Genomic DNA, 24,189 nt, shown 5'->3' on the forward strand with positions numbered 1-24,189 from the left:
GCGGTTCACGGCACCGTGGCCGTTCACAGCACCGCGGCGGTTCACGGCACCGTGGCGCCTTACAGCACCGCCGCGGCTCACAACACCGCCGCGGTGAGTTCTTCCAGCGCGGTGTCGAGGTGCAGCAACATCCGCTGCAGGTGCGGTACGGACCGGCGGCAGCCGACGATGCCGAACCCGATCTGGTCGTCGTAGCTGGTCATGGTGATGTTGACGGCCTGGCCGTCCAGGCAGATCGACGCCGGGTAGATGCCGTCCAGCTGCGCGCCGTTGAAGTACATCTTCTGGCGCGGGCCGGGCACGTTGGAGATCACCAGGTTGAACGGCGGCTTGGTGTGGTCGGCGATCCCGGGGATGGGGGACAGGCCGAGCGGGGCGACGTTCACCGCCGACAGCAGCAGCACCTGCAGCGGGGTCAGCTCCGAGAACAGCCGCTTGCCCTCCCGCATCGAGTGGCTGACCACTTCCAGCCGTTTCGCCGGGTCGGCGACGTCCGTCCCCAGCCGGCACAGCAGAGCGCCGATCGCGTTGCCGCCGCGCTCGGCTCCTTCGCTGGCGCGCAGCGACACCGGCACCATCGCGGTCAGCGACTGGTCGGGCAGTGCCCGGTGCTCGATCAGGTAGTCGCGCAGCGCACCCGCGCACACGGTCAGCACGACGTCGTTGATGGTGCACCCGGCTGCCTTGCCGATCTGCCGGAAGGCCTCGATCGGCCAGGACTGCGCGGCGACGCGGCGCGCCCCGCCAATGGAGACGTTGAACATCGTCCGCGGCGCCTGCAACGGCAGGGTGATCGACTGCTCGCGCCGGATCTCGTTCACCGTCTTCAGCGTGGCGGGGCCCAGTCCGGCCAGCTCGCCGGCGATGCCACGCACGCGGTCGAGCAACGAGCGCTGCTGCGGTGGTTTCGACCGCTTGGGCGGCTTGAGCGACCACCACATCTCGCAGTCGCGGGCGTCGGGGTCGGGCGTCAGCGACAACTGCATGTGCCGCAGCGCGGAGACCCCGTCGAGCATGGCGTGGTGGATCTTGGTGTAGATGGCGAAGCGGCCGTCGTTCAGCCCTTCGATGAAGTGCGTCTCCCACAGCGGACGGTGCCGGTCGAGCAGCGTGCCGTGCCAGCGGGAGGTGATCTCCAGCAGCTCCCGCACCCGGCCGGGAGTGGGCAGCGCGGAGCGGCGCACGTGGTAGCTGAGGTCGAGCTCGGTGTCCTCGGTCCAGGCGAGCTGCCCGAGCGAGTTCACCGGCCCGGCGGGCCGCTGCCGGAACAGCGGCCTGACCTCGGACTTGTCGATCAGGTCGCGGTACAGCTGGGCGACGTAGTCGTCGCCGGCGCCCTCCGGTTTCCGGAACAGCTGCAGCCCGCCCACGTGCATCGGGTGCTCCCGCGACTCGATGAGCAGGAACATGGAATCGGTCACCGGCATGAACTTCACGTCGCCGCCACCCTCTTTCGCACGTGCGGTGCTTCGAGCCTACGGGCCATGCGCGCAGAGCACACGGCATCTCACACGTTTCGCTCAGGAATCGTCGGCGACGCAGGGGACGGGGCGAGGGCGTCCGAGGGGAGTCCCGGCCGTGTCGGCTTCTCGCAGGGTGCGAGACCGCCTGGTCCGCAAGGGCTGGATCGGCGACGACCCGGTCGGCTCGCGCAGAGTGCGAGACCGCGCCTGATCCACCTCCGCTGAGGACCCATCGGCCAGTGCTCACGTGCAGGATGCGAGAACGGATCGTGGGCGGCAACCCGGCCGGTTCCGCGCACGCAGAGTACGAGCCACCCGTGTGCGAGCAGGAGAGCGGCGTTGCTTTAGTTCTGTGGTGTCCGGGGTGTGGGGCCGCCGTTGTGTGGGTGAGCGGCGCCTCTTCAGTTCCGTGGCGTCCGAGGTGCAGAGCCGCCCTTGTGTGAGCAGGAGAGCCGAGGGGCTCTACCGGTTCCTCGCATGCAAGGGCGGGCCGCCGCGCCACTTCACCGCCGCCGGGGAGCCGTTGGCCAGTTCTCCCGCGCTGGGTGCAAGAAGCCGCGGACGCGGGGTGCTGGAAGTAGCGCGGCACCACGTCGGACAGCGCCGAGGACGCCGCCGATCGGCAATTGGGGGTTGCTGGTCGCCGTGTCCGTGGGGCTGGTGTGATCAGTGCGTGGGGGAGGTGCGGGGCTGCCACGGCAGCGTGGGGTTCGCTGGGCCACCGCGGCAGCCCGAGCGGGTGCGCGGCAGAGAACCATCGTGGTCAGCGCGTGGGCGTGCGACCGTCCGGTTGCGCCGGTCCCGGCCCCGGTGACCACCAGCCGGGGTGCACCTCCTGGCCGCGGATGATCTGCGGCTCCGCGCCGCGCTCCAGCGGGCGGACCTGCAGCAGCTGGCCCCACGACTGCTTGGGGTCGCCGCGCAGGAAGCTGGGGATCTCCGGCATGTCGGCGACGGTTTCCAGGTAGCCGATCGGGCCGCCTCCGTTGCTGCCTGCCCAGCCGGCTTCGTGGGCCAGCAGCCCGGCGGTGATCCGGTAGCGCGGCATCTCCGCGATGCCGTCCCGCACCTTGGGCAAATCGACGCACGGATACACGAACGACGTCGGCCAGTCCATGTAGACCGGCTTGTCCCGCAGGCGCAGGGTGAGCGTGGTCAGCTCCGGCACCCGCGGCGCGGACAGGGCGATCCAGCCGTCCTCGGTGAGGTTGGTGTCGTCGGCGACGATGCGCACCGCCCGGACTTTCGCGTCGATGCCCTGTTGGGAGATCCGGGAGTCCTCCCACCGGGTGGCCGCGGTCGGCGGGATCGGCATCGGCCGCCGCTCGACCACCTTGAAGCCCTTCTTGGTGGGCACACCGTACTCCGCGGCCATCTTCAGTCCGGGCGCCAGCCCGCCCGCCACCGAGACGACCAGCTGCTTGTCGAAGTCCTTGGGGCTGATCTTGAACCACTGGGTGCGCAGCTGGCCGGCGGCGCCCTGCGGGTTCCGGTAGCTGCTCCACATCGGCACGTTGTTCTCGGCGAAGTCGTGCGGCGGCGAGTTCAGCGGGTCCTGCTCGCCGACCGACCGGGTGTGGAAGCCGGTCAGGCTCATGCCGTTGTCGTTGTCCGGCGGTGGAAGCGGGTCGGACTTCTTCTTGTCCTTCTTGCGCTCCTTCTCCGGCTCCTTCTCCGGCGCGGTCTGCTGCAGGTGCGGCGGATGCTCCGGCAGGACGTTCGACGCGGGCGCGCGCTCCACCAGCACGTGGTCGGACAGGTTGCACGTGTCGCCGAAGAGGTGATCGATGTTCGCTGCGGCGAGGCTGTAGCTGCCGCGCTGGTTGACCGCCGCGGTGGCGACCGTGGCGAACTCCCACAGCGCGACCAGGCCGCACACGATGGTCAGCGACGCCGAGCTGAGTGCCAGCGCGCGGGAGCGGCGGTCGGACGTGGTGCGCTTGCCGCGCTTGGGCGGCTGGAACCGCACGTTCTGCACCCAGGCCACCGCGGCGGCCACGACCGCGCCGACCACCAGCAGCGTGGCGACCTTGACGCCGGCGATCTCCGGGGCGGTGTCGGCCCACGGCACGCCGAGCTTGGAGACGAACCAGTACGAGTTCGGCCCGGTGGTGGCCAGCGCCGCGACCACCAGCAGCCCGGCCAGGAAGGCGTTGCGGTTGCGGTTCGACCGCAGCACCGACGAGCTGGTGGCCAACGCGGTCAGCGCCGCCATGGCCGATCCCACCGCGGCGAACGCCCCGAAGTGGTGCGTCCACTTCGTCGGGGTCAGGGCGAGCAGCAGGAAGAACAGTGCCGTGGTGCCGATGAGCCGCCGGGACGGGCCGAGCGCGGCGCCCGGAATGCGTCCGCGGCGCAGCATGACCACCAGGCAGGTGGCGACACACAGCACGATCAGCAGGACCGGGAAACGCCTGGTCAGCGAGTCGTCGCCGGAGTTGCCGCCGCCCCCGAACAGCAGGTCGTAGCGGGAGAACTCCTGGAACCACGCCAGGCTCGGCCCGACCTGGTTGCGCAACCTGGTGGCCTCCACCACCGTGGCGAACGTCTGGTCGGCGAACACGACGAACAGCACCGCGAACCCGGCGGCGCCGATCGGGGCCAGCACGGTCACCCAGCCCGCTTCGGCGCGCTGCTTGAGCAGCCGCCACAACGGCCGGGCGGCCACGATGAACGGCGCGACGGCGATCAGCCCGGTCGGGGTCGCCGCCAACGTCAGCGCCGCGGCGATCAGGCCGAGGCACAGCGGCAGCAGGCGGCGGGTCACCAGGGTGCGCTCCACGGCGGCGATGGCCAGCAGCGAGCCGACCGCGGCGACCGGCTCCGGCCGCACCCCGTTGTTGAACGGCATCCACCACACCAGGAAGACCGCGGCGGCGGCCCACGCGGCGGCCTTGGAGTGGCGCACCTGGTTGCCGAGGCGGGGCAGGATCTCCCGGCTGATCAGCAGCCAGGCGATGACCGCGAGCACGAACGACGGCAGCCGGATCCACGGCGGCACCGTGGACACCTCGGTCATCAGCTCGGTGAGGTGGTAGAACCAGCCGAACGGCGCCTCGGCGACACCGAACCAGCGGTGGTAGTTGGTCAGGTAGCCGGCGTCCTCGGCCACCCTGGCCATGGACAGGATGTAGCCGTCGTCCGAGGTCACCGGGCCGATGAACACCCACAGTCCGAGCGCGCCGATGACCGTGAGGTCGCGCAGCGTCAGCTTCCACCAGCCGATCGGTGCCCACCGCGGCGCCCGCCTGGCGACCCGGGAATCCAGCCGGTTGACCGCGAGCAGACAGCCGAGCAGGGCCAGCACGCCGATCACCGTGACCAGCGTCTTCCACACCGTGGGCGACGACTGGTAGCGGGTGTCCGGCGTGATCGACACCTGCAGGCCGTCGATGGGGTCACGGTCGGCGGCGATGTCCGAGTAGACGCCGACCACGCGCGGCCGGACGTCGGAGGCCTCGTCGTACACCGTCGCACCGGCCACGGTGATCCTGGTGCGCTCGCCGGTGGAGGTGAAGCGGACGTCGCATCCGGACTCGGGGAGCGGCTGGCTGACGATCTGCTGCCCGCGGTTGACCACGGTGAGCACGTTGTTGTCGACGTCCATGTGCATGCCGACGCCGGTGTTGATCCGGGCTCGCGGCACCGTCGACAGCAACATGGCACGCGAGACCAGGGCGTCGTCCGCCGACTTGATCGTCGCGCACGGCACCGTCGCGTCGATTTCCAGCGCCCAGTAGCCGACCAGCGGCGTGTTGATCGCTTGCGTGCTGTTCGGCGCCGGCCATACGATCCGCGCGGTGTCCTGGATGATCGGCATGAACGGGATGGCCAGCGCGCACAGCGCACTGACGATGCCGAGGACCTTCGCGACGAGCCGCCAGCGTGCCGGTGACCAGCTGGGCAGCCGACGCCTGCCCCCCTGGCGGATGGCATCGGCAGGGGGCGCGTCCGTTTGCGGCTCCCCCACCTCGACAGCGGTTTGGGCGCCGTGACTCGCACCCGACATCGCAGTCACGCTAACGCACGGCCATGATCGGCTTGCCGTGGGCTCGGTGATCCCCGTGTCCGGTGGGGTGTGGTGAGCCGGGCGCTGGTCTGGCTGGTGTTCCGGCCGGTGATCCCCGCGCCAGGCGGGGCGTGGTGTCCGTGCCGTCCGTGCCGCCTGTCACAGAAGGGCAGGCGCGCGGGGAGCGCCGTCGCGACGTCCCGGCCCGGCATGGCAATCTCAGCGACATGACCGGCATGACCTCAGCTTCCTCGTCCCCGTTGGCCCTGGCGATCGACTTCGGGGGCACCAAGATCGCCGTCGGCGTCGTCGCGCCGGACGGCACCGTGGTGGATGCCACCGAGGTCCGCACACCCGCGGGCCAGGGCGCCGAGGCCATTGCCGCGACGTTGACCAAGGCGGCCGGGGACGTGCTTGCCGGGCCGCACGGGGCACGCGTCGCCGTGGTCGGGGTGTGCAGTGCGGGGCCGGTCGACGTGCGCACCGGGACCGCGAGCCCGCTCAACGTACCGGATTGGCGGGAGTTTCCGCTGATGGAACGGGTGGCCGCGATCGCGCCCGGGTTGCCGTCGGCGTTCGCGCTGGACGGGGTCGCGCTGGCCGCCGCCGAGCTGGCCTACGGCGGCGCCAAGGACCACCGGGACGCGTTGGTGATCACCGTGTCCACCGGTATCGGGGGAGGCCTGATCCTCGACGGCCAGGTCCGGGCTGGGCAGTCCGGCAACGCCGGCCACATCGGGCACCTCGTGGTCGACGTCGACGGCCCGGAGTGCGCGTGCGGCGGGCGCGGCTGCGTGGAAGCGATCGCATCGGGAACGTCGATCGCGCGGTGGGCGGTCGACAACGGGTGGCAGGGCGAGCCGGCGACCGCCGCCCTGGCCGAAGCGGCGCGCGCCGGGGACGAGCTGGCATTGGCCGCCTTCGACCGTGCCGCGCGCGCCTTGGCGGCAGCGATCGCGGGTACCGCCGCGCTGGCCGACATCGAGGTGGCTGTGCTCAGCGGGGGCGTGACCCAGGTCGGTGAGGTGCTGTTCGAACCGCTGCGCCGCCATCTCGCCGAGCACGCCGGGTTGTCCTACATCCGCGGTATCACCGTGGTGCCGTCGCCGCTGGGGCGGTCGGCGTGCCTGCTCGGGGCCGCCAGGCTGGCGTTCGCGGCACTGCCCGATCCAATCGCCTGACCCGGCCACGGCGTCTTCGTTGGCCGCCCAGCCGGGCCGGACGACCGGCGCACGACGAGGGCAGGGCGGGCGCACAGCGAGGGCGGACGGGCCGGTCACCGAGTCGGGTTCGCGCGCGCGGCCTAACCTGGTGCCGTGGCGTCCCGGCAGCGGCTGTGGGCAGGAACGACCCTGGAACAGCGGCGCGCGGCACGGCGTGCGGCGCTGCTGGACGCTGCGCTGGATCTGCTCGGCGAGCATGGTGGCGCCGGGGTGACGGTGCGGTCGGTGTGCCGCAGGGCGGGCCTGACCGACCGGTACTTCTACGAGAACTTCGCCGGCCGGGACGAGCTGCTGTCGGCACTGTTCCTGCAGGTGGCCGAGGAGCTTCAGCAGGCCATGGAGGCGACCACCCCGGCGGCGGGGAGCAGCCGCGAGGAGCAGGCGCGCGCGGCGGTCGACGCGCTCGTCTCGGTGTGCCTGGACGATCCGCGCAAGGGCCGCCTGCTGCTGGTCGAGCCGTTGTCGGATCCCGCGCTGAGCGGGGTGAGCATCGGCGTGGCGCCGACCTTCACCCGGTTGGTGCGCAGGCAGCTGCCGCCGGGGGCGAGCAAGAACGAGAGCGTGCTGACGTCGGTGGCGCTGACCGGCGCGGTGGCCACGCTGTTCTTCGGCTGGCTGTCCGGGACGTTGCCGGTCAGCCGCGAGGAGCTGATCGACAAGTGCGTGCGCACCGTCCTGCTGTTCTGGGGCGAGCGGCCGCGCGGCTGAGCCCGGTCCGTCGTCCGCGTCGTGGTGGACTTTCTTTGCCTTGCTGGCGGCCGACCAGTACGAGCCCGGCATCCGCCCTCGTGGTGAACTCCGCCGGGCGCCTGTTGACGCGCGTCGGCCCGGATCCTAAATTGACGACACTTGTCATCAGTCTGACGGAGGGATGCCCGTGCCGGGCAAGGAGGCAGCCATCGGACATTCCGGCGCTTCCGGTTCGCCGGGCAGCACGCACGGCAGCACCTTCCGGTCCCTGGCCGGCGTCGCCGATGATCCACGCGGGCTCCAACGAAGTGCAGATCACCCAGGTAGCGAGAGGGTTGCTGAACGGATGACCGAGCCGGACTACGTCACCCTGGTCAACAAGGCCGTGGAGCACACCATCCCGGTGGCGCACGCCATGGGCGCGCGGGTGGTCGAGGTGCGACCGGGGTTCGCCGCCGCGGAAGTGCCCATGGAGGGCAACGGCAACCACTTCGGCGTGATGTACGCCGGGGTGCTGTTCACCGTGGCCGAACTGCTCGGCGGGGCGATCGCGGTCGCCTCGTTCGACACCACCCGCTTCTTCCCGCTGGTGAAGGACCTGCGGATCAGTTTCCTCCGGCCGGCCAAGACGGCGGTGCGGTCGCAGGCCGCACTCGCCGAGGAAACGATCGCGGCGGTGGCCGAGGAAGCGGAGGCCAACGGCAAGGCCGACTTCGAGCTGGACGCCGAGCTGACCGACACCGAGGGCACGGTGGTGGCCAGGACGCACGGGCTGTACCAGCTGCGCCGACTCGGTTGAGGTGGCCGGTGTCGGCGGCGCCGCCCCGGCCCACGCGACGCGGTGGAGCAAGGCGGGTCAGAGGAAGACACCGTGCTCTGCCCAACGGCCAGGACGCCGACGGCATCCGGCCTGCCCGCCAGGTACCAGGGACATGCCCGACCGGGCCCAGATGAAGGTTCCGCGGTGCCATGGCGCTCACCGCACCGGTGGTGGCCGAGGAGAATCGCGGACAGCACGTGCCGCTCGGCTTCAAGTCCTGACGGCGGAGGCGGGCCGACGGCAGGAGCGGGGAGCGTGCTCTCGCCGGGCACAGGATGGCATCGGGGTGGGCAGCACCAGCACCGGGCAGGCGTGCGGAAACAGGGCGCTGACCGCGCACACCGTCACCCGGAACACCGGGCGTGCCGACACGGGCGAACCGGCATCCGGGCGCCCGGGCCGGAGCCGCTGGGCGTGACGGGACACCGCCGAGCGCCGCCAGGAAACGACCGACACGACAGGCAGGGACGAAACACCGTGGGTGAAGCGACGATCGGCATCGGAGTCATCGGCTACGCCTTCATGGGCCGGGCGCACTCGCAGGGGTGGCGCAGCGCGCGCAGCTTCCTGCGGCCGGCACTGGAACCCGAACTGGTGGCCCTGGCCGGCCGGGACGCCGAGGCCGTCGCCGACGTCGCGCGCCGGTTCGGCTGGAAGGACACCGAGACGGACTGGCGCGCGCTGATCGAGCGCGACGACGTGCACCTGGTGGACATCTGCACGCCGGGCGACACGCACGCCGAAATCGCCATCGCCGCACTGGCCGCGGGCAAGCACGTGTTGTGCGAGAAGCCGCTGGCCAACACCCTGGCCGAGGCGGAGGCGATGGCCGCAGCCGCGGAGCGGGCGCGCGCGAACGGCGTGCGCAGCATGGTCGGCTTCACCTACCGGCGGGTCCCGGCGATCGCGCTGGCCCGCAAGCTGGTCGCGGACGGCAGGATCGGCGAGATCAGGCACGTCCGGGCGCAGTACCTGCAGGACTGGCTGACCGATCCGCATGCTCCGTTGACCTGGCGGCTGCAGGTCGAGCGGGCGGGTTCCGGGGCGCTCGGCGACATCGGCTCGCACATCATCGACCTCACCCAGTACGTCACCGGCGAGCGGATCGTCGGCGTCAGCGCGACGGCCAGGACGTTCGTGCCGGAGCGTCCGCTGCCGGAGCCGGACGGCCACCGCACCGGCAAGGTCACCGTGGACGACGCGGTGGCGTTTCTCGCCCGGTTCTCCGGCGGTGCGATGGGCACGTTCGAGGCCACCCGGATGGCCAACGGCCGGAAGAACGCGCTGCGCATCGAGATCAACGGCTCGCGGGGCAGCCTGGCGTTCGACCTGGAGGAGCTGAACGTGCTGCGGTTCTACGACGGCACCGCGGGCGGCGAAGCCGGCTTCACCCGCATCCTGGTCACCGAACCGGAGCACCCCTACCTGGCCGGCTGGTGGCCGCCGGGGCACCTGCTCGGCTACGAGCACGGGTTCGCCCACCAGGCGGCGGACATGCTCAACGCCATCGCCGAAGGCACCGACCCGGAACCGTCGTTCGCCGACGGGCTCGCGGTGCAGCGGGTGATCGGCGCGGTCCAGGCAAGCGCAGCGCGGGACAGTGTGTGGACTCCGGTCGAGCAATCGACGCAGGTCGCCTGACGAAGCAGCCGATCATGGTGGTCACCCGGCAGTGGCGAACCCGTGGTTCGCCGAGTCGCGCGGCTGGCGGAGCGGCGGGGTTGCGACGGCCGGGAGGTCGCCGCGGCCACTGGCCGGCCTGCGAGCGGCACACCACGACCCGGCTGCTGGACTCCGTGGGCGCCCGGGCTGTCACACGCGGGCAGGCATTCCGGCGCTGACCTGAAATCCCGGTCGCACGGTGTGGCAGCGGGGCGCCGGGCGGACGGCGCGTTCGGCTCGGCCTTCAGCAACCAGTGAGCCGTCGAGCAGCGGAGATCCCCGCGCGCCGTGCTCGTCGCCGGGCCGTCGGCCGGAAAATCCCGGACCTCGCACACGCCGATGCGGTAGAAACCGCTGCATGATCGAGTGGACGTCCCCGTCGTGGGTGCAGGCGGCGACCGCCTGGCTGGACGAGCAATTGGCCGCGGCGGGGATGCGCCGCACCGGCGACGTCACGCAGCCGCACGTGAAGGCATGGGCCACGGCGCTGCGCGCGCCGACCGATCGGGGAGTGGTGTGGCTGAAGGCGGCCGGGCCCGGCACCGCGTTCGAGATCCGCCTCTACCCGGTGCTGCACCGGGCGGCGCCGGACAGCGTGCTGGCACCGATCGCGATCGACGAGCCCCGGGCGTGGATCGTGCTTCCCGACGGTGGCCCGACGCTGTTCCAGCAGACCGGCACGGATCAGGCCGCGCTCGTGCAGCGGATGACGAGCGCGGTGGCCGACTACGCCCGGCTGCAGCGGCAGGTCCAGCCGTCCGTGCCCGAGCTGCTGGACCGTGGCGTGCCGGACGCCCGGCCGGAGGTGATGCCGCAGCGGTTCACCGAGGCGGTGGAGTCGGTCGCGGAGTTCGCGCGCAGCAAGGCAGGCGAGGACCAGCGAGCCGCCTACGACCGGGTGCGCTCGATGCGCGGCGAGGTCGAGCGTTGGTGCGAACGGCTCGCCGCGTCGCGGGTGGGGATCAGCATCGACCACCACGACCTGCATCCGGGCAACATCCTGGGCGAGGAGGGCGAGCCCGCCCGCTTCTACGACTGGGGTGACGCGGTGGTCGCCCACCCGTTCTTCAGCATGTTCGTGCCGCTGAACTACGTCGACGCCGAAGGAGGCGGGGCTGCCGCGCTGCGACTGCGGGACGCCTACCTCGGCGAGTTCGCCGACCTGGCCCCGCCCGGGGCGTTGCGGCAAGAACTCGATCTCGCGTGCCGCCTCGCCAAGGTGGCGCGCACGCTGACCTGGCACCGGGCCTTGCAGCTGGCCGGCGAAGACCACAAATTCGCATCGGCTCCGCTGGAGACCTTGCTGTCGGTGGCGAAGCCCGCATACTTCTCGTGACTCGAAGGGGAAGGCCGCCCCCGGGGGGTGGGTTCCCGGGGGCGGCTTGGGGGCGTCTGTCCGAGACCATGCGAGGGCGGTGACTGGCCTCGGACCAGACACGAGCGCACCCGACGGTGGCCGGAAGGGGACGGCCACCGGCCGGCAGCGGTGCGTGGAGCCGCCCGCCGGGTGGTGCGTCGGGCCCTACCGTACGGGGCGCGCCCAGTGTGTGGCGGGATCGCAGGCTGGTAACCATGCGATCGTGCTACTCACACGGGCACTGTCGTGGGATCGGTTCACTCGGCCGAGGAAATCCCCCTCGTGCCCGCTCGATAGCGGCGACGACACGGTCCGTTTCCGACAGGCGGGTATGGCGAACAGCCTGGCGGACGGCACGACGTGCCTGCCCATCCGGCTCATCCGGGCCCGGACGGGTCGCGTCGGGATCGGCGCGTCAACTCCGGGTGGCCAGCAGCAGCTGCAGGTGGCAGCAAAGCCGCTCACGCGGATCGGCCAACGACAAGCCGCTGATTTCCGCTGCCCTGCGGACCCGGTGGCGCAAGGTGTTGGGGTGGATGTGCAGGCCCGCCGCCGCGGACCGGACGTCACCCATCGCGTCGAGATAGGCCAGCAGCGAACGGGCCAGCTCGGTTCCCTGGGCCGCATCGTGCTCCACCAGCGCGGTGACCGCGGGATCGCGCAGGTCCGGGTGCTCCTCGAGCAGTTTCAGCGTCTCGCCGAGAAGGACGTCCGCGCGGCGGTCGGTGATCGTGGCCACGTCGGTCTCGGGGGTGCGCGCCAGCGCGTCGAGCACCCGGTCGGCGTCCGCGCGCGATGCCGGGACCTCGGCCAGCGAGGGCACCGGGGCACCGACCCCGACCTGCACGGTCAGCCCCGACCTGCGGCGCAGCACCGCCACCACGTCGCGGGCCAGCGTGAGCAAGCCCGGTTCGGTGCGATCGGTACGCACCTCGGGCAGCACGGCGTAGACGCGTGTGCCGACGGTGCCGACCAGCGCCCCGTGCCGGAACGACGTCATGTGCACCGACACCGTGGTGGCCAGCTCGACACGGTGCAGTTCCAGCGTCGGACGGTCGTGCTGGGTGTCCCGGGCGGCGAACGCGGCGACCACGGCGGACACCGAGGAGTCCAGGCCGAGCTGGCCGGCCACCAGGTCCGCGCTGGCGGTCCCGTCGAGCAGGCCGGCCACCAGCTCGCCGCGCGAACGCCACGGCGCGCCACGGCGGCGCAGCAGGTGGACGGCGGCCAGCCGCGCGGCGCCGATCAGCGCGGACTCGGCGTGCTCGGAGAACGGCTGATCACCCTGCTGCACCCAGATCGAGCCCAGGTGCTGATTGCCCGCCCGGATGCCGACGGCCAGCCGCGCGCGGATGCCCAGGTCGGGATGTGCCTGGATCCGCAGCACCTCGTCGGACGTGCGCAGCCGGTGGTAGACGCCCCACTGCCGGAGCAGCTCGAGGTACGGCTCGGGTCCCTGCCAGCCCAGGATCGACAACCGCCGCAAGTCGTCCACCTCGTCGCCGGAGCGGGAGTAGGCGAGCACTCGCGGCGTGGTGTCCTCGATGCTCACCGCGCCACCGGTCAGCGCCGCGACCGACTGGGCGAGGGCGAACAGGTCCTCGGTCGGCTCCGGTCCCGGCTCGCCGTCGTTGTGCACCGCGAAGCTGTCCAGCACCTCGCGCACGACGGCGGCCAGCTGGTCCCACCGGACTTGCGGCCGCACGGTGAGCAGCGCGATCCCGGCGTCTTCTGCGGCCTCCCGCACGTCCGGCTCGCCTGCCGGGCTGGTCTTGACCGCGGCCGCGGCCGCGCCGTGCTGGCCGGCGGTTCGCACCGCACGGGCCGCTTCCCGGCCGCGTGCCCCGATGACCAGCACCAGCTCGTCCCGGTAGCTGCCCGGTTCGTCGTCCGGATCGAGGATGGCCAGTCCCCGGATCGGGGTGTGCGGATCCCCGGCCTTCAGGTCCATCAGCGATGCGCCGACGGCGAGGAGAAGGCGGCTCAACTCGACGGACATTGTTCGACCCTACAACTCGGCTCGTCCAAGACTGTCCGCGCGGACAATCCGTCATCCGGCGGAATTCCCTACCGTTCGGTCAGGCATTGCTCGTCGGTGAGGAGAGACCATTGTTGCGAGCTGGGCTCATCGCGGCTTCCCGGTCCCGGGTGCTGCGCGGCGTCGCCGAACGATCGTCGCTGGTCCGTCCCGTGGTCGACCGGTTCGTCGCCGGTGTGGACGCTCCGACGGCGGTCGCCACGGTCCACCGCATCGCCGGCGGGCGGCTGGTCACGCTGGACCTGCTGGGCGAGGACACGCGCGACCGGCAGCAGGCCGAACGGACCGCGCAGGCCTACCAACAGCTGCTGGCCCGGCTCGCCGACGAAGGCCTCACCGACCGGGTGGAGGTCTCGGTGAAGCTGTCCGCGCTCGGCCAGGCGCTGCCGCGGGACGGCGACAAGATCGCGCTGGACAACGCCAGGGGCATCTGTTCCGCCGCGGCTGCGGCGGGCACCACGGTCACCGTGGACATGGAGGACCACACCACCACCGACTCGACGTTGCAGATCGTCCGCGACCTGCGGGTGGACTTCCCGTGGGTTGGCGCCGTGCTGCAGGCCTACCTGCGCAGGACCGAGGCCGACTGCGCGGAGCTGTCCGGGCCGGGTTCGCGGGTCCGGCTGTGCAAAGGCGCCTACGACGAGCCGGCGTCCGTGGCTTACCGCACCCGACGCGAGGTCGACGCCTCCTACGTGCGGTGCTTGCGCACGTTGATGAACGGCGCGGGCTATCCGATGGTCGCCACCCACGACCCTCGGCTGATCACCATCGCCGAACACCTGGCCCGGCAATCCGGCCGCGGCCGGGGCGAGTTCGAGTTCCAGATGCTGTTCGGCGTCCGGGAGCAAGAACAACAGCGGCTCGCTCGCGCAGGGCGGCAGGTGCGTTCCTACGTGCCTTTCGGACGTGAGTGGTACCCGTATTTCATGCGGCGGCTGGCCGAGCGTCCGGCCAATCTGGCATTCTTCCTGCGCTCCTTCGTCAGTACCACCTGATCGACTGACCGAGAGGACGTCCCATGTCGATGATCTCGCAATTGCGGTCGGACATCCTCCGCCGCAAACCGCTCGAGCACATCGAGGAGGTCGAGGGCGGAGGGCTGCGCCGCACCCTCGGGTTGTGGCAGCTCACCGCGATCGGTGTCGGTGGCATCATCGGCGCCGGGATCTTCTCGCTGGCCGGAGCGGTGGCCAACCAGACCGCCGGACCGGCGGTGCTGTTCTCGTTCCTCATCGCGGGCGTGGCCAGCGCCGCGGCGGCGTTCTCCTACGCCGAGTTCGCCGGCCTGATCCCGCGCGCGGGTTCCGCCTACACCTACGGCTATGCGGTGCTCGGTGAATTCGCCGGCTGGTTCATCGGCTGGGACCTGCTGCTGGAATACACCGCCATCGTGTCCGTGGTGGCGATCGGCATTTCCGGCTATTTCAACGACCTGCTCGGTTTTCTGGGCATCGAGCTTCCGCTGTGGATGTCCGGCGCTCCGGGCACCGAGCCGGAGGGGGTGCCCGAGGGCTCGTACGTGGTCAACCTGTTCGCGGTGCTGCTCTGCGTGCTGATCGCGTTCGTGCTGAACCGGGGCATGAGGAGCGCCGCGCGATTCGAGACCTCACTGGTCTACCTCAAGGTCGGTGTGGTGCTGCTGGTGATCGTCGTCGGCGCGTTCCACATCGACGCGGGCAACTGGGATCCGTTCGCCCCGTTCGGCCTGGCGGGCGCGCTCACCGGCGCGGCGACCGTGTTCTTCGCGGTCTTCGGGTACGACGCGATGTCCACCGCGGCGGAGGAGTCCAAGGACTCGCAGCGGCACATGCCGAAGGCGATCATCTACTCGCTGATCATCTCGATGGTGCTGTACGTGCTGGCCTGCCTGGTGCTGACCGGCATGGTCAACTACACCGAGATCGACACCGAGGCGGCGTTCTCCAGCGCGTTCGCCACCATCGGCCTCGACTGGCTCGGCCTGATCATCGCGGTCGGCGCCATCCTGGGCATCCTGACGGTGCTGTTCACCTTCCTCATGGGTGCCGCCAGGGTCGGCTTCGCGATGAGCCGGGACGGCCTGCTGCCCCAGTGGCTGTCGAAGACCCACCCGACCCGCAAGGTGCCCACCCGCACCACGTGGCTGCTCGGCGTGGTGTCCGCGGTCATCGCAGGCTTCCTGCCCATCGCCGAAGCCGCCGAGCTGACCAACATCGGCATCCTGCTGGCGTTCGTGGTGGTCTGCACCGCGGTGGTGGTGCTCCGCTACCGCCGGCCGGACCTGCCGCGCAACTTCCGCTGCCCCGGCATGCCGGTGGTGCCGATCATCGGCGTGGTCTTCTCGATCTGGCTGATCACCTTCCTGCAGCCGGAGACGTGGCTGCGGTTCGCCGTGTGGTTCCTCGTCGGCCTGGTGGTCTACCTGACCTACAGCCGTAAGCGGTCCAAGCTGAACGAGCTGCGGCCGGACGAGGTTTCCGGCGGCAAGTAGGAGCACGCGCACCGAAGACCCCGGCGCCCGGGCGCCGGGGTCTTCGTCACCTGCCGGGCCCAAGGGGAGCAGGTTGGCCGCAATCGTGCACCGGAGGTCGCAGCCGGCGGCGAATAATGACCGCATGGCAGACCTCGATGCGGCAGCACGGTTGACGGAACTGCAGGCCGGTTGTACCCCGGACGACGCCTTGGCGCTGTTCGACGCCTTGCCGACGGTGCGTTCGGTCGACCTGACCGGGCGCTGGACCGGTTCGGAACTGCGCACCGGGCATCCGATGGACGGCCTGCTGACCGCCTCCGGCTGGTACGGCAAGCAGTTCGACAGCACCGAGGACGTGCACCCGCTGCTGTTCTCGGCCGACGGCGAGGTGTTCGCGGTCGAGCCGCGGAAGCTGCCGGTCGCGGTGGCCGACCGGATCCCGCTGCCGGTGATGGAACGGGTCCGCCGGGCGTTGCCGGTGCTGCGGCCGGTGCTGCGCACCCGCAAGCCGCGGGCCCGGCTGCGGGACGTGGAGTTCCGCGGCAAGGTCAGCGCGGCGATGATCTACGACCACCTGCCGATCATCGACGTCTTCCGGCGGGTGGACGAGGACACCCTGCTGGGCGCGATGGATCAGCGCGGGGCCGAGCAGCTGTACTTCTTCGTGCTGCGCCGGGAACGCTGAGCGTTCCCGGGCGACGCGGCGCATCCTGTCGGCGGTCGGTCGCCTGCCGCCTCGCTGGGCTGTGATCGGTCGTGGTGATCCGTCGGATCGTCGTTCGAGCCCAGCGGGCATGGCGGCAGGCGCCGCTTCGCCGGGGCTAGACCAGGCCTGCCTTGCGCAGCGCCTCGGCCATGGCGCCCTGTGGCCTGGCTTCCCGCTGTCGGCCGCGCCGACCCTGATTGCCCGGTTTGCGCTGGCCGCCGGTGCGCCGCTCATTGCGGGAACGCTGGGCGGGTTTCCCCGGCTCGTCCTCGAGCCGCATGGTCAGCGAGATGCGTTGCCGCTCGGGATCGACGTCCAGCACCTTCACCCGGACCACGTCGCCGGACCGCACGACGTCTCGCGGGTCCTTGACGAAAGAGTCCGACATCGCCGAGATGTGCACCAGGCCGTCCTGGTGCACGCCGACGTCGACGAATGCGCCGAACGCGGCCACGTTGGTGACCACGCCTTCGAGCACCATGCCCGGCTTGAGGTCGGTCAGCTGCTCGACGCCGTCGGCGAACCGCGCCGTGGTGAACGCCGGGCGCGGGTCCCGGCCCGGCTTGTCCAGCTCGGCCAGGATGTCGGTGACGGTGGGCAGGCCGAACCGGTCGTCGACGAACTGCTGCGGGTCGAGCTTGCGCAGCACCGTGGTGTTGCCGATCAGCTCCTTGATCGGCATCCGGGCGGTTTCGGCGATGCGCCGCACCACCGGGTAGGCCTCGGGGTGCACCGCCGAGGCGTCCAGCGGGTCGTCGCCGTCGGGGATCCGCAGGAACCCGGCGCACTGCTCGAACGCCTTCGGGCCGAGCCGCGGCACGTCCTGCAGCGCCTTGCGGGAACGGAACGGCCCGTTGGCGTCCCGGTGCGCCACGATGCTTTCGGCGAGCGTGGGGCCGATGCCCGACACCCTGGCCAGCAGCGGCACCGACGCGGTGTTGAGGTCCACGCCGACCGCGTTCACGCAGTCCTCGACCACGGCGTCCAGTGAGCGCGCCAGCGCGACCTGGGAGACGTCGTGCTGGTACTGGCCGACGCCGATGGATTTCGGCTCGATCTTGACCAGCTCGGCGAGCGGGTCCTGCAGCCTGCGGGCGATGGAGACGGCGCCCCGCAGCGACACGTCGATGTCGGGCAGCTCCCTGGCGGCGTACTCGGAGGCGGAGTAGACCGACGCCCCGGCCTCGGACACCATCGCTTTGGTCAGCTTCAGCTCCGGGTGACGGCGGATCAGCTCGCCGACCAGCTTGTCGGTCTCCCGGGACGCGGTGCCGTTGCCGATGGCGATCAGCTCGATGCCGTGCTTGACGGCCAGCTCGCGCAGCGTGGCCAGGGCCGCCTCCCACTGCTGCTGCGGCTGGTGCGGGTAGATGGTGGCGGTCTCCAGCAGCTTGCCGGTGCCGTCCACCACGGCCACCTTGACACCGGTGCGGTAGCCGGGGTCCAGGCCGATGGTCGGGCGGGTGCCCGCGGGCGCGGCCAGCAGCAGGTCGCGCAGGTTGGCCGCGAACACCCGCACCGCCTCCTCCTCGGCGAGCTGCCGCAACCGCATGCGCAGGTCGATGCTCAAGTGCAGGTGGATCTTGGTCCGCCACGCCCAGCGCGCGGTGGTCAGCAGCCACGAGTCCGCCGGGCGGCCCTGGTCGGCGATGCCGAACCGGGCGGCGACGAGCCGCTCGTACTCGGCGCCGGTGTCCGCGAGCTCGCCGTCCGGGGTGACCGGCTCGTCCGGCGCCATGGTGAGCTCGAGGATCTCCTCCTTCTCGGCGCGGAACAGCGCCAGGATCCGGTGCGACACCAGCTTGGTGAACGGCTCGGAGAAGTCGAAGTAGTCGGCGTACTTGGCGCCCTCGGCCTCCTTGCCCGGGCGCACCTTCGACACCAGGTAGCCGTGCGTCCACATCCGCTCACGCAGCTCGCCGACCAGGTCGGCGTCCTCGGCGAAGCGTTCGACGAGGATGGCCCGCGCGCCGTCCAGCGCGGCCTTGACGTCGGCCACGCCCTTGTCCGCGTCGACGTACTGCTCCGCGGTCGCCTCCGGGTCCTGGGTGGGGTCGGACAGCAGTGCGTCGGCCAGCGGCTCCAGCCCGGCTTCCTTGGCGATCTGGCCCTTGGTGCGCCGCTTCGGCTTGTAGGGCAGGTAGATGTCCTCCAGGCGGGCCTTCGAGTCGGCCGCCATGATGCGCGCCTTCAGCTCGTCGGTGAGCTTGCCCTGCTGGCGGATGGACTCCAGGATCGTGGCCCGCCGCTCCTCCAGCTCGCGCAGGTAACGCAGCCGCTCGTCGAGCTGCCGCAGCTGGGTGTCGGTCAGCCCGCCGGTGACCTCCTTGCGGTAGCGGGCGATGAACGGCACGGTCGCCCCGCCGTCCAGCAGTTCCACCGCTGCGGCGACCTGGCGCGGGGTCACCTCGAGTTCGTCGGCGATGCGTTGATGGATGGCGGTCTGGACGGTCGGTGTCACGCTTGCCCCTTCTGCTTGCCTGGTACCGGCGGCATTCTCACCGAGATCGACTTGACGGCGTGCACCGGCCCGGCGTTTGCCCGACGGGCGGCCCGGACGCGGGCGGAGGCGGTCAGCGTCGTCCGGCCCCGACGACGCGCAGCGCCAGGTCGGCGTAGAAGTCGGCGATCTCCTCCGGGGTCCACGAGCCGTCGTCGCGGTACCACCGGGCGATGTCGATGCCCAGCGACAACACCGCCATCGCCGCCTTCGCCGGATCCGGGGTGTCGAACACGCCGGCGTCCACGCCGTCCTGGATCATCGCCTGCACGTCGAGCCGGATCTGCCGCCGGATGGCCGAGATCTCGGCCAGGTGCTCCCGGCTCAGCGCGTTCAGCTCGTAGTTGACGATGCGCGCGCGGGTGTGCTCGCGGGCGTGGTGCAGCGCGAACGCCCGCATCACCGCCGCGAGCCGCGCCGCCGGGTCGTCCGTGGAGTCCGCCGCCTGGCGGATCACGGCGACGGTGTCGTCGTGGCCGACCCGGGAGATCAGGTAGAGCAGGTCTTCCTTGCTGCGGTGATGCACGTAGACGGCGGCCGGGCTCATGCCCGCGGCCGCCGCGATGTCACGGGTGCTGGTGCCGTGGAAACCCCGTTCGGCGAAGGCCGTGACGGCGGCCTCCACCAACCGCGCGCGGGAGGCGCCGGCCCGCGTGTTCTCCGTGCTGCTCATCTGCCGTTCATCGTGCGTCGGGTCTCCACGTCGGCCGGCCGGTGGATGGTGGCGGCGGCACGGTTGACGCCTTCGGCGGCCCCGTGTCAGGGTGAAGCGTAGCACTAAGCGACCGCTTAGTCCGTTGCCGAGCTCAGCGAGGAGCGACATGGGCAAGCCATTCGCCGGACGGACCGCGATCGTGACCGGGGCCAGCAGGGGCATCGGCTTCGCCGTGGCCGAACGCCTGGTCGCCGACGGGGCCAAGGTCGTCGTCACCGCGCGCAAGCCGGAGCCGCTCGCCGAGGCGGTGGACCGGCTCGGCGGCAGCGAGCACGCCATCGGAGTACCCGGGCACGCCGACGACCCCGACCACCAGCGGGAAACCGTCGAGCGGGCCATCGAGGCCTTCGGCGGCGCCGACTTCCTGGTCAACAACACCGGGATCAACCCGGTCTACGGGCCGCTGCTCGACCTCGACCTCGGCGCGGCGCGCAAGATCGTCGAGGTGAACTGCCTGGCCGCGCTGTCCTGGGTGCAGCAGGTACATCGGGCGTGGATGGGCGAGCACGGCGGGGCGATCGTCAACGTGTCCTCGATCGCCGGGCAGCGCCCGGCCCCGGGGATCGGCTTCTACGGCGCCACCAAGGCGATGCTCAGCTACCTCACCCAGGAGCTGGCGGTCGAGCTGGGGCCGCGCGTCCGGGTCAACGCGGTGGCCCCCGGGGTGGTCAAGACGCGGTTCGCCACCAAGCTCTACGAGGGCAAGGAGGACGAGGTGGCGGCCGCCTACCCGCTCAAGCGGCTGGGGGTTCCGGACGACGTCGGCAGCGTCGTGGCGTTCCTGCTGTCCGAGGACGCGGTGTGGATGACCGGGCAGGTGCTGGTCGTCGACGGTGGTGTCACGCTGACCGGCAACGGCATGTGATGTCCGGGCAGCGGATGGTCGTCACCGGCGCGGGCCACGGCATCGGCCGGGCGTTGGCCACCCGGCTGGCCGCCGAGGGGTGCCGGGTACTGGTCAACGACATCGACGCCGGGGCCGCGGAGCAGGTCGCCAGGGAGATCGGTGCCGAGGCAGTGGGCTGCGACGCGGCGTCCGAAGACGGAGTCGCCGAGCTGGTGGCGGCGGCCGGTGACCTGTGGGGCGGGGTCGATGTGTGGTTCGGCAACGCCGGTGTCGAGCGTGGCCGCGGGCTCCAGGCGAGCGAGGCCGACTGGGCGGCGTCGCTCGAGGTGAACCTGCTTGCCCACGTACGAGCTGCCCGGCTGCTGATGCCCGAGTGGCTGGAGCGTGGCCACGGGCGCTTCGTGGTGACGGCATCGGCCGCCGGGCTGCTGACCATGCTGGGCAGCCCCACCTACTCGGCGAGCAAGCACGCCGTGGTCGCGTTCGCCGAGTGGCTGTCGGCGACCTACCGGCACCGGGGCATCGTCGTGCAGGCGGTCTGCCCGCAGGGTGTGCGAACCCGGATGGTCGAGCAGGCCGGGCCGATGAAGGCGGTGCTGGAGCACGACGGCATCCTGCCGCCGGAGCGCGTCGCGGACGCGGTGTGGGAGGCGCTGCACGACGACCGGTTCCTGATCCTCCCGCACCCGGAAGTGGCCGCCTACTACGCGGCGCGGGCGCAGGACACCGACCGCTGGCTCGCCGACATGAACAAGGTGCAGCAACGCATGGAGGCGCTGGAACGATGAGCGAATCCGACCCGCTGGCCGACGTCCGTGCGAGAGTCGCGGCGCTGCTGGCCGAACACGACCCCGCGACCACCGACCGGCTGGAGTTCCTTCGTGCGCGGTACGACGCCGGCCTGGCATGGGTGCATTTCCCGCCCGGGCACGGCGGGCTGGGCTATCCGCGTGACCTGCAAGCGGTGGTGGACGCGGAGCTGGCCGCCGCGGGCGCCCCGGACAACGACCCGGCGGGCAACGCCATCGGGCTGGGCATGGCCGCGCCGACCATCCTGGCGTACGGCACCGAAGAGCAGAAGCGCCGCTACCTGCGTCCGCTGTGGACCGGGGAGGAAATCTGGTGCCAGCTGTTCTCCGAGCCGGGTGCGGGGTCCGACCTGGCGGGGTTGGCGACCAGGGCGGTGCCCGACGGCGACGGGTGGGTGGTCAACGGGCAGAAGGTGTGGACGTCGGCGGCCCACCGCGCGGATTTCGGGATCCTGGTGGCCCGCACCGATCCGGACGTGCCCAAGCATCGCGGGCTGACCTACTTCATCTGCGACATGCACGCGCCGGGCGTTCAGGTGCGGCCGCTGCGGCAGATCACCGGCGAGGCGGAGTTCAACGAGGTCTTCCTGACCGACGTGCGCATCCCGGACAGCCAGCGGCTCGGCGCGGTCGGCGAGGGGTGGCGGGTGGCCACCACGACGCTGAACGCCGAGCGCGTGGCGATCGGGGACGGCCCGACGCCCCGGGAAGGCGGAATGATCGGTGTGGTGGCCAAGGCCTGGCGGGACCACCCGGAGCGGCGCAGGTCCGCGTTGCACGACCGGCTGCTGCGGTTGTGGGTGGAGTCCGAGGTGGCGCGGCTGACCAGGATGCGGCTGCGGCAGAAGCTGGCCGCCGGCCTGCCCGGCCCGGAAGGCGCCACCATGAAGCTGACGTTCGCGCGGTTGAACCAGGCCCTGTCCGGACTGGAGGTGGAGCTGCGGGAGGACGACGGCATCCGGTACGACGACTGGTCGTTCGTGCGGCCGCACCGGGTGAACTTCACCGGCCGCGACGTCGGCTACCGCTACCTGCGCAGCAAAGGCAACTCCATCGAGGGCGGCACGTCGGAGATCCTCCGCAACATCGTCGCCGAGCGGGTGCTCGGCCTGCCCGCCGAACCGCGCACCGACAAGGACGTCCCGTGGAAGGACCTGCCCCGATGAGCGAACTGAACCTGCTCTACACCGACGTGGAGGAGGACCTGCGGGCGTCCGTGCGCTCGCTGCTGAAGGACCGGTGCCCGTCCGCGGCCGTCGCCGCGATGTACGACGGGGACCGCTCGGTGGTCGAGCCGCTGTGGCGCGCGCTGTCCGCCGAGCTCGGGGTGACCGGACTGCTGGTGCCCGAGGCCGACGGCGGGGCGGGGGCGTCCGCCAGGGAAGCGGCCGTCGTGCTCGAGGAGCTGGGCAGGTCGGTGGCCCCGGTGCCGTTCCTGACCAGCAGCGTCGTCGCCACCACGGTGTTGCTCGGCACGAAGAGCGAGTTGCTCGGCCAGCTGGCCGCCGGTGAACGAACGGCGGCGTTGGCCGTTCCGTTCTCCGCTGCTCCCGATCGTGTCGTCCCGTCCGTCCGCGCCGAAGGAAACCGCCTGTACGGCGAGGTGGCCAACGTGGCGGGCGCTGTCGAGGCCGATGTCCTGCTGGTGCCGGTGGCCTCCGACGACGGTTGGACGGTTCATGCGGTGTCCGGCGTCGAGCCGACGCCCGTGACGTCGCTCGACATGACCCGCCAGCTGGCGGACATCCGTCTTGACGGTGTGGCGGCCGCGCCCGTGGTCACCGATGCCGAGGAGGCCGTCCGTGGTGCGTTGCGGGCCGGCGCGGCGCTGCTGGCTTCGGAGCAGTACGGCATTGCGAGCTGGTGCCTGCAGACCACCGTCGACTACCTGCAGCAGCGCCGCCAGTTCGGCCGGGTGCTGGCCGGGTTCCAGGCGCTCAAGCATCGCCTGGCCGATCTGTACAGCGAGACGGAATCCGCGGCGGCCGCCGCCCGTTACGCCGCGGCCGCCCTGGCCGAGGACGACCCCGACCTGCCGATCGCCACCGCGGTTGCGCAGGCCTACTGCGGCGATGTCGCCGTCCGTGCGGCGGAGGAAGCGCTGCAGCTGCACGGCGGCATCGGCATGACCTGGGAGCACCCGGTGCACCTGTATCTGAAGCGGGCCAAGGCCGACCAGGTCGGGCTCGGCACGTCGGATCGGCACCGGGCGGCGCTGGCGGACCTGGTCGACCTGCCCGCATAGCGCTCAGCGCGCCTTGAGCGTGCCGTAGACGATGACGTTGTCGCGGTAGCTGCCGGCGGCGCGGTCGAACGAGCCGCCGCAGGTGATCAGGCGGATCTCCGGGCGGTCGGTGTCGCCGTAGACCTCGTCGGTCGGGAACGCCTTCTTGGGCACCTGCGCCACACGCCGCACGACGAACCTGGCGACGCTGCCGTCGGCGCGTTCGACGATCACTTCGTCGCCGGGCTCGAGGGTGTGCAGCCGGTGGAAGATGCCCGGCTTGCCGCCGCCGTCCACGTGCCCGAGCAGGACCGACGGGCCCACCTCGCCGGGAGTAGGGCTGTACCGGTACCAAGCCGCCTGCATGGGCTGGGAAACCGGCGGGACAGCCAGGGTGCGGTCCTTGTTCAGCCCGACGGGCACCAGCGACGAACGGGCCCCGATGCGCGGGATCGACACCGAGACCGGCGGTGCGGGCGGCATCCCCCGGGGGCTGTTCTCCCGTGCCTGCTCGCCCCGGCCGGAGTGCTCGCTCGCTTGCGCCGGCGACGAAGGGGGCGCCTGGGAACGTTCGGCACCGCTGGAGGCCGCCGACGAGCAGCCCGCTGTGAGACAGAGGGCCAGCGCCGCAGCCACCAACCCGTGACGGCGACGCCGGCCCAGCACTGGTC

Annotated in this window: 18 protein-coding genes; 12 read left to right on the forward strand and 6 right to left on the reverse strand. The window is 71.5% G+C overall.

Features of this window, described 5'->3' with window-relative positions:
* Window positions 1-77 precede the first annotated feature (77 nt).
* Together CXP56_RS09690 and CXP56_RS09695 are read right to left on the reverse strand one after the other, a co-directional pair.
* Window positions 78-1,436, reverse strand: coding sequence for a WS/DGAT/MGAT family O-acyltransferase (locus CXP56_RS09690; RefSeq protein ID WP_286900831.1), 1,359 nt, complete (start codon window positions 1,434-1,436; stop codon window positions 78-80).
* Between the two features lie 790 nt (window positions 1,437-2,226).
* Window positions 2,227-5,472, reverse strand: coding sequence for an arabinosyltransferase domain-containing protein (locus tag CXP56_RS09695; RefSeq protein ID WP_084608980.1), 3,246 nt, complete (start codon window positions 5,470-5,472; stop codon window positions 2,227-2,229).
* 227 nt (window positions 5,473-5,699) lie between these two features.
* On the opposite strand from CXP56_RS09695, the gene CXP56_RS09700 reads away from it, so the two are divergent.
* From CXP56_RS09700 to CXP56_RS09720, 5 genes are all read left to right on the forward strand, one after another.
* Entirely contained in the window at window positions 5,700-6,653 is a 954-nt protein-coding gene (locus CXP56_RS09700; RefSeq protein WP_286900832.1) for an ROK family protein, read from the forward strand.
* A 135-nt stretch (window positions 6,654-6,788) separates the two neighbouring features.
* Window positions 6,789-7,403: a TetR/AcrR family transcriptional regulator gene (locus tag CXP56_RS09705; protein WP_286900834.1), complete on the forward strand. Its 615-nt coding sequence runs from the start codon at window positions 6,789-6,791 to the stop codon at window positions 7,401-7,403.
* A 328-nt stretch (window positions 7,404-7,731) separates the two neighbouring features.
* Window positions 7,732-8,184, forward strand: a complete 453-nt coding sequence (locus CXP56_RS09710) for a YiiD C-terminal domain-containing protein (RefSeq protein WP_028846749.1) — start codon at window positions 7,732-7,734, stop codon at window positions 8,182-8,184.
* Between the two features lie 498 nt (window positions 8,185-8,682).
* Window positions 8,683-9,846: a Gfo/Idh/MocA family protein gene (locus CXP56_RS09715; RefSeq protein WP_211227477.1), complete on the forward strand. Its 1,164-nt coding sequence runs from the start codon at window positions 8,683-8,685 to the stop codon at window positions 9,844-9,846.
* A gap of 379 nt (window positions 9,847-10,225) precedes the next feature.
* The gene (locus CXP56_RS09720; RefSeq protein ID WP_286900836.1) at window positions 10,226-11,203 is read left to right on the forward strand and encodes a phosphotransferase; all 978 of its coding nucleotides are present in this window, start codon (window positions 10,226-10,228) and stop codon (window positions 11,201-11,203) included.
* A 436-nt stretch (window positions 11,204-11,639) separates the two neighbouring features.
* Here the strand turns inward: CXP56_RS09720 and CXP56_RS09725 are convergent, their stop codons facing one another.
* A complete protein-coding gene (locus tag CXP56_RS09725; RefSeq protein WP_286900838.1) occupies window positions 11,640-13,223 on the reverse strand; it encodes a PucR family transcriptional regulator in 1,584 nt (527 codons plus the stop codon).
* A gap of 110 nt (window positions 13,224-13,333) precedes the next feature.
* On the opposite strand from CXP56_RS09725, the gene CXP56_RS09730 reads away from it, so the two are divergent.
* From CXP56_RS09730 to CXP56_RS09740, 3 genes are all read left to right on the forward strand, one after another.
* Window positions 13,334-14,260, forward strand: coding sequence for a proline dehydrogenase family protein (locus CXP56_RS09730; protein WP_286900841.1), 927 nt, complete (start codon window positions 13,334-13,336; stop codon window positions 14,258-14,260).
* A 29-nt stretch (window positions 14,261-14,289) separates the two neighbouring features.
* The gene (locus tag CXP56_RS09735; protein WP_286900844.1) at window positions 14,290-15,735 is read left to right on the forward strand and encodes an amino acid permease; all 1,446 of its coding nucleotides are present in this window, start codon (window positions 14,290-14,292) and stop codon (window positions 15,733-15,735) included.
* A gap of 124 nt (window positions 15,736-15,859) precedes the next feature.
* Window positions 15,860-16,402: a DUF4334 domain-containing protein gene (locus tag CXP56_RS09740; protein WP_038044529.1), complete on the forward strand. Its 543-nt coding sequence runs from the start codon at window positions 15,860-15,862 to the stop codon at window positions 16,400-16,402.
* A gap of 136 nt (window positions 16,403-16,538) precedes the next feature.
* Here the strand turns inward: CXP56_RS09740 and CXP56_RS09745 are convergent, their stop codons facing one another.
* Complete coding sequence (locus tag CXP56_RS09745) at window positions 16,539-18,884, reverse strand: Tex family protein (protein WP_286900845.1); 2,346 nt, start codon at window positions 18,882-18,884, stop codon at window positions 16,539-16,541.
* 112 nt (window positions 18,885-18,996) lie between these two features.
* The gene (locus tag CXP56_RS09750; RefSeq protein WP_028846741.1) at window positions 18,997-19,596 is read right to left on the reverse strand and encodes a TetR/AcrR family transcriptional regulator; all 600 of its coding nucleotides are present in this window, start codon (window positions 19,594-19,596) and stop codon (window positions 18,997-18,999) included.
* Window positions 19,597-19,744: 148 nt separating this feature from the next.
* Here CXP56_RS09750 and CXP56_RS09755 point away from each other — a divergent pair, with 148 nt between their 5' ends.
* Genes CXP56_RS09755 through CXP56_RS09770 form a run of 4 tightly spaced genes read left to right on the forward strand, consistent with a single transcriptional unit; the run spans window position 19,745 to window position 23,539 of the window.
* Complete coding sequence (locus CXP56_RS09755) at window positions 19,745-20,503, forward strand: SDR family oxidoreductase (protein ID WP_286900849.1); 759 nt, start codon at window positions 19,745-19,747, stop codon at window positions 20,501-20,503.
* Entirely contained in the window at window positions 20,503-21,273 is a 771-nt protein-coding gene (locus CXP56_RS09760) for an SDR family NAD(P)-dependent oxidoreductase (RefSeq protein ID WP_286900852.1), read from the forward strand. Before CXP56_RS09755 ends, CXP56_RS09760 begins: the two co-directional genes overlap by 1 nt.
* The gene (locus CXP56_RS09765; protein ID WP_028846738.1) at window positions 21,270-22,460 is read left to right on the forward strand and encodes an acyl-CoA dehydrogenase family protein; all 1,191 of its coding nucleotides are present in this window, start codon (window positions 21,270-21,272) and stop codon (window positions 22,458-22,460) included. The genes CXP56_RS09760 and CXP56_RS09765 overlap by 4 nt, the downstream gene beginning before the upstream one ends.
* Window positions 22,457-23,539 carry an acyl-CoA dehydrogenase family protein gene (locus CXP56_RS09770; RefSeq protein WP_028846737.1) on the forward strand — a complete coding sequence of 361 codons (1,083 nt, stop codon included), beginning with the start codon at window positions 22,457-22,459 and terminating at the stop codon, window positions 23,537-23,539. Before CXP56_RS09765 ends, CXP56_RS09770 begins: the two co-directional genes overlap by 4 nt.
* A 3-nt stretch (window positions 23,540-23,542) precedes the next feature.
* Here CXP56_RS09770 and CXP56_RS09775 read toward each other — a convergent pair whose 3' ends face one another.
* The gene (locus CXP56_RS09775) at window positions 23,543-24,184 is read right to left on the reverse strand and encodes a class F sortase (RefSeq protein ID WP_286900860.1); all 642 of its coding nucleotides are present in this window, start codon (window positions 24,182-24,184) and stop codon (window positions 23,543-23,545) included.
* Window positions 24,185-24,189: the final 5 nt, after the last annotated feature.

The organism is Thermocrispum sp. (assembly GCF_002919275.1).
Lineage (GTDB): Bacteria > Actinomycetota > Actinomycetes > Mycobacteriales > Pseudonocardiaceae > Thermocrispum > Thermocrispum agreste.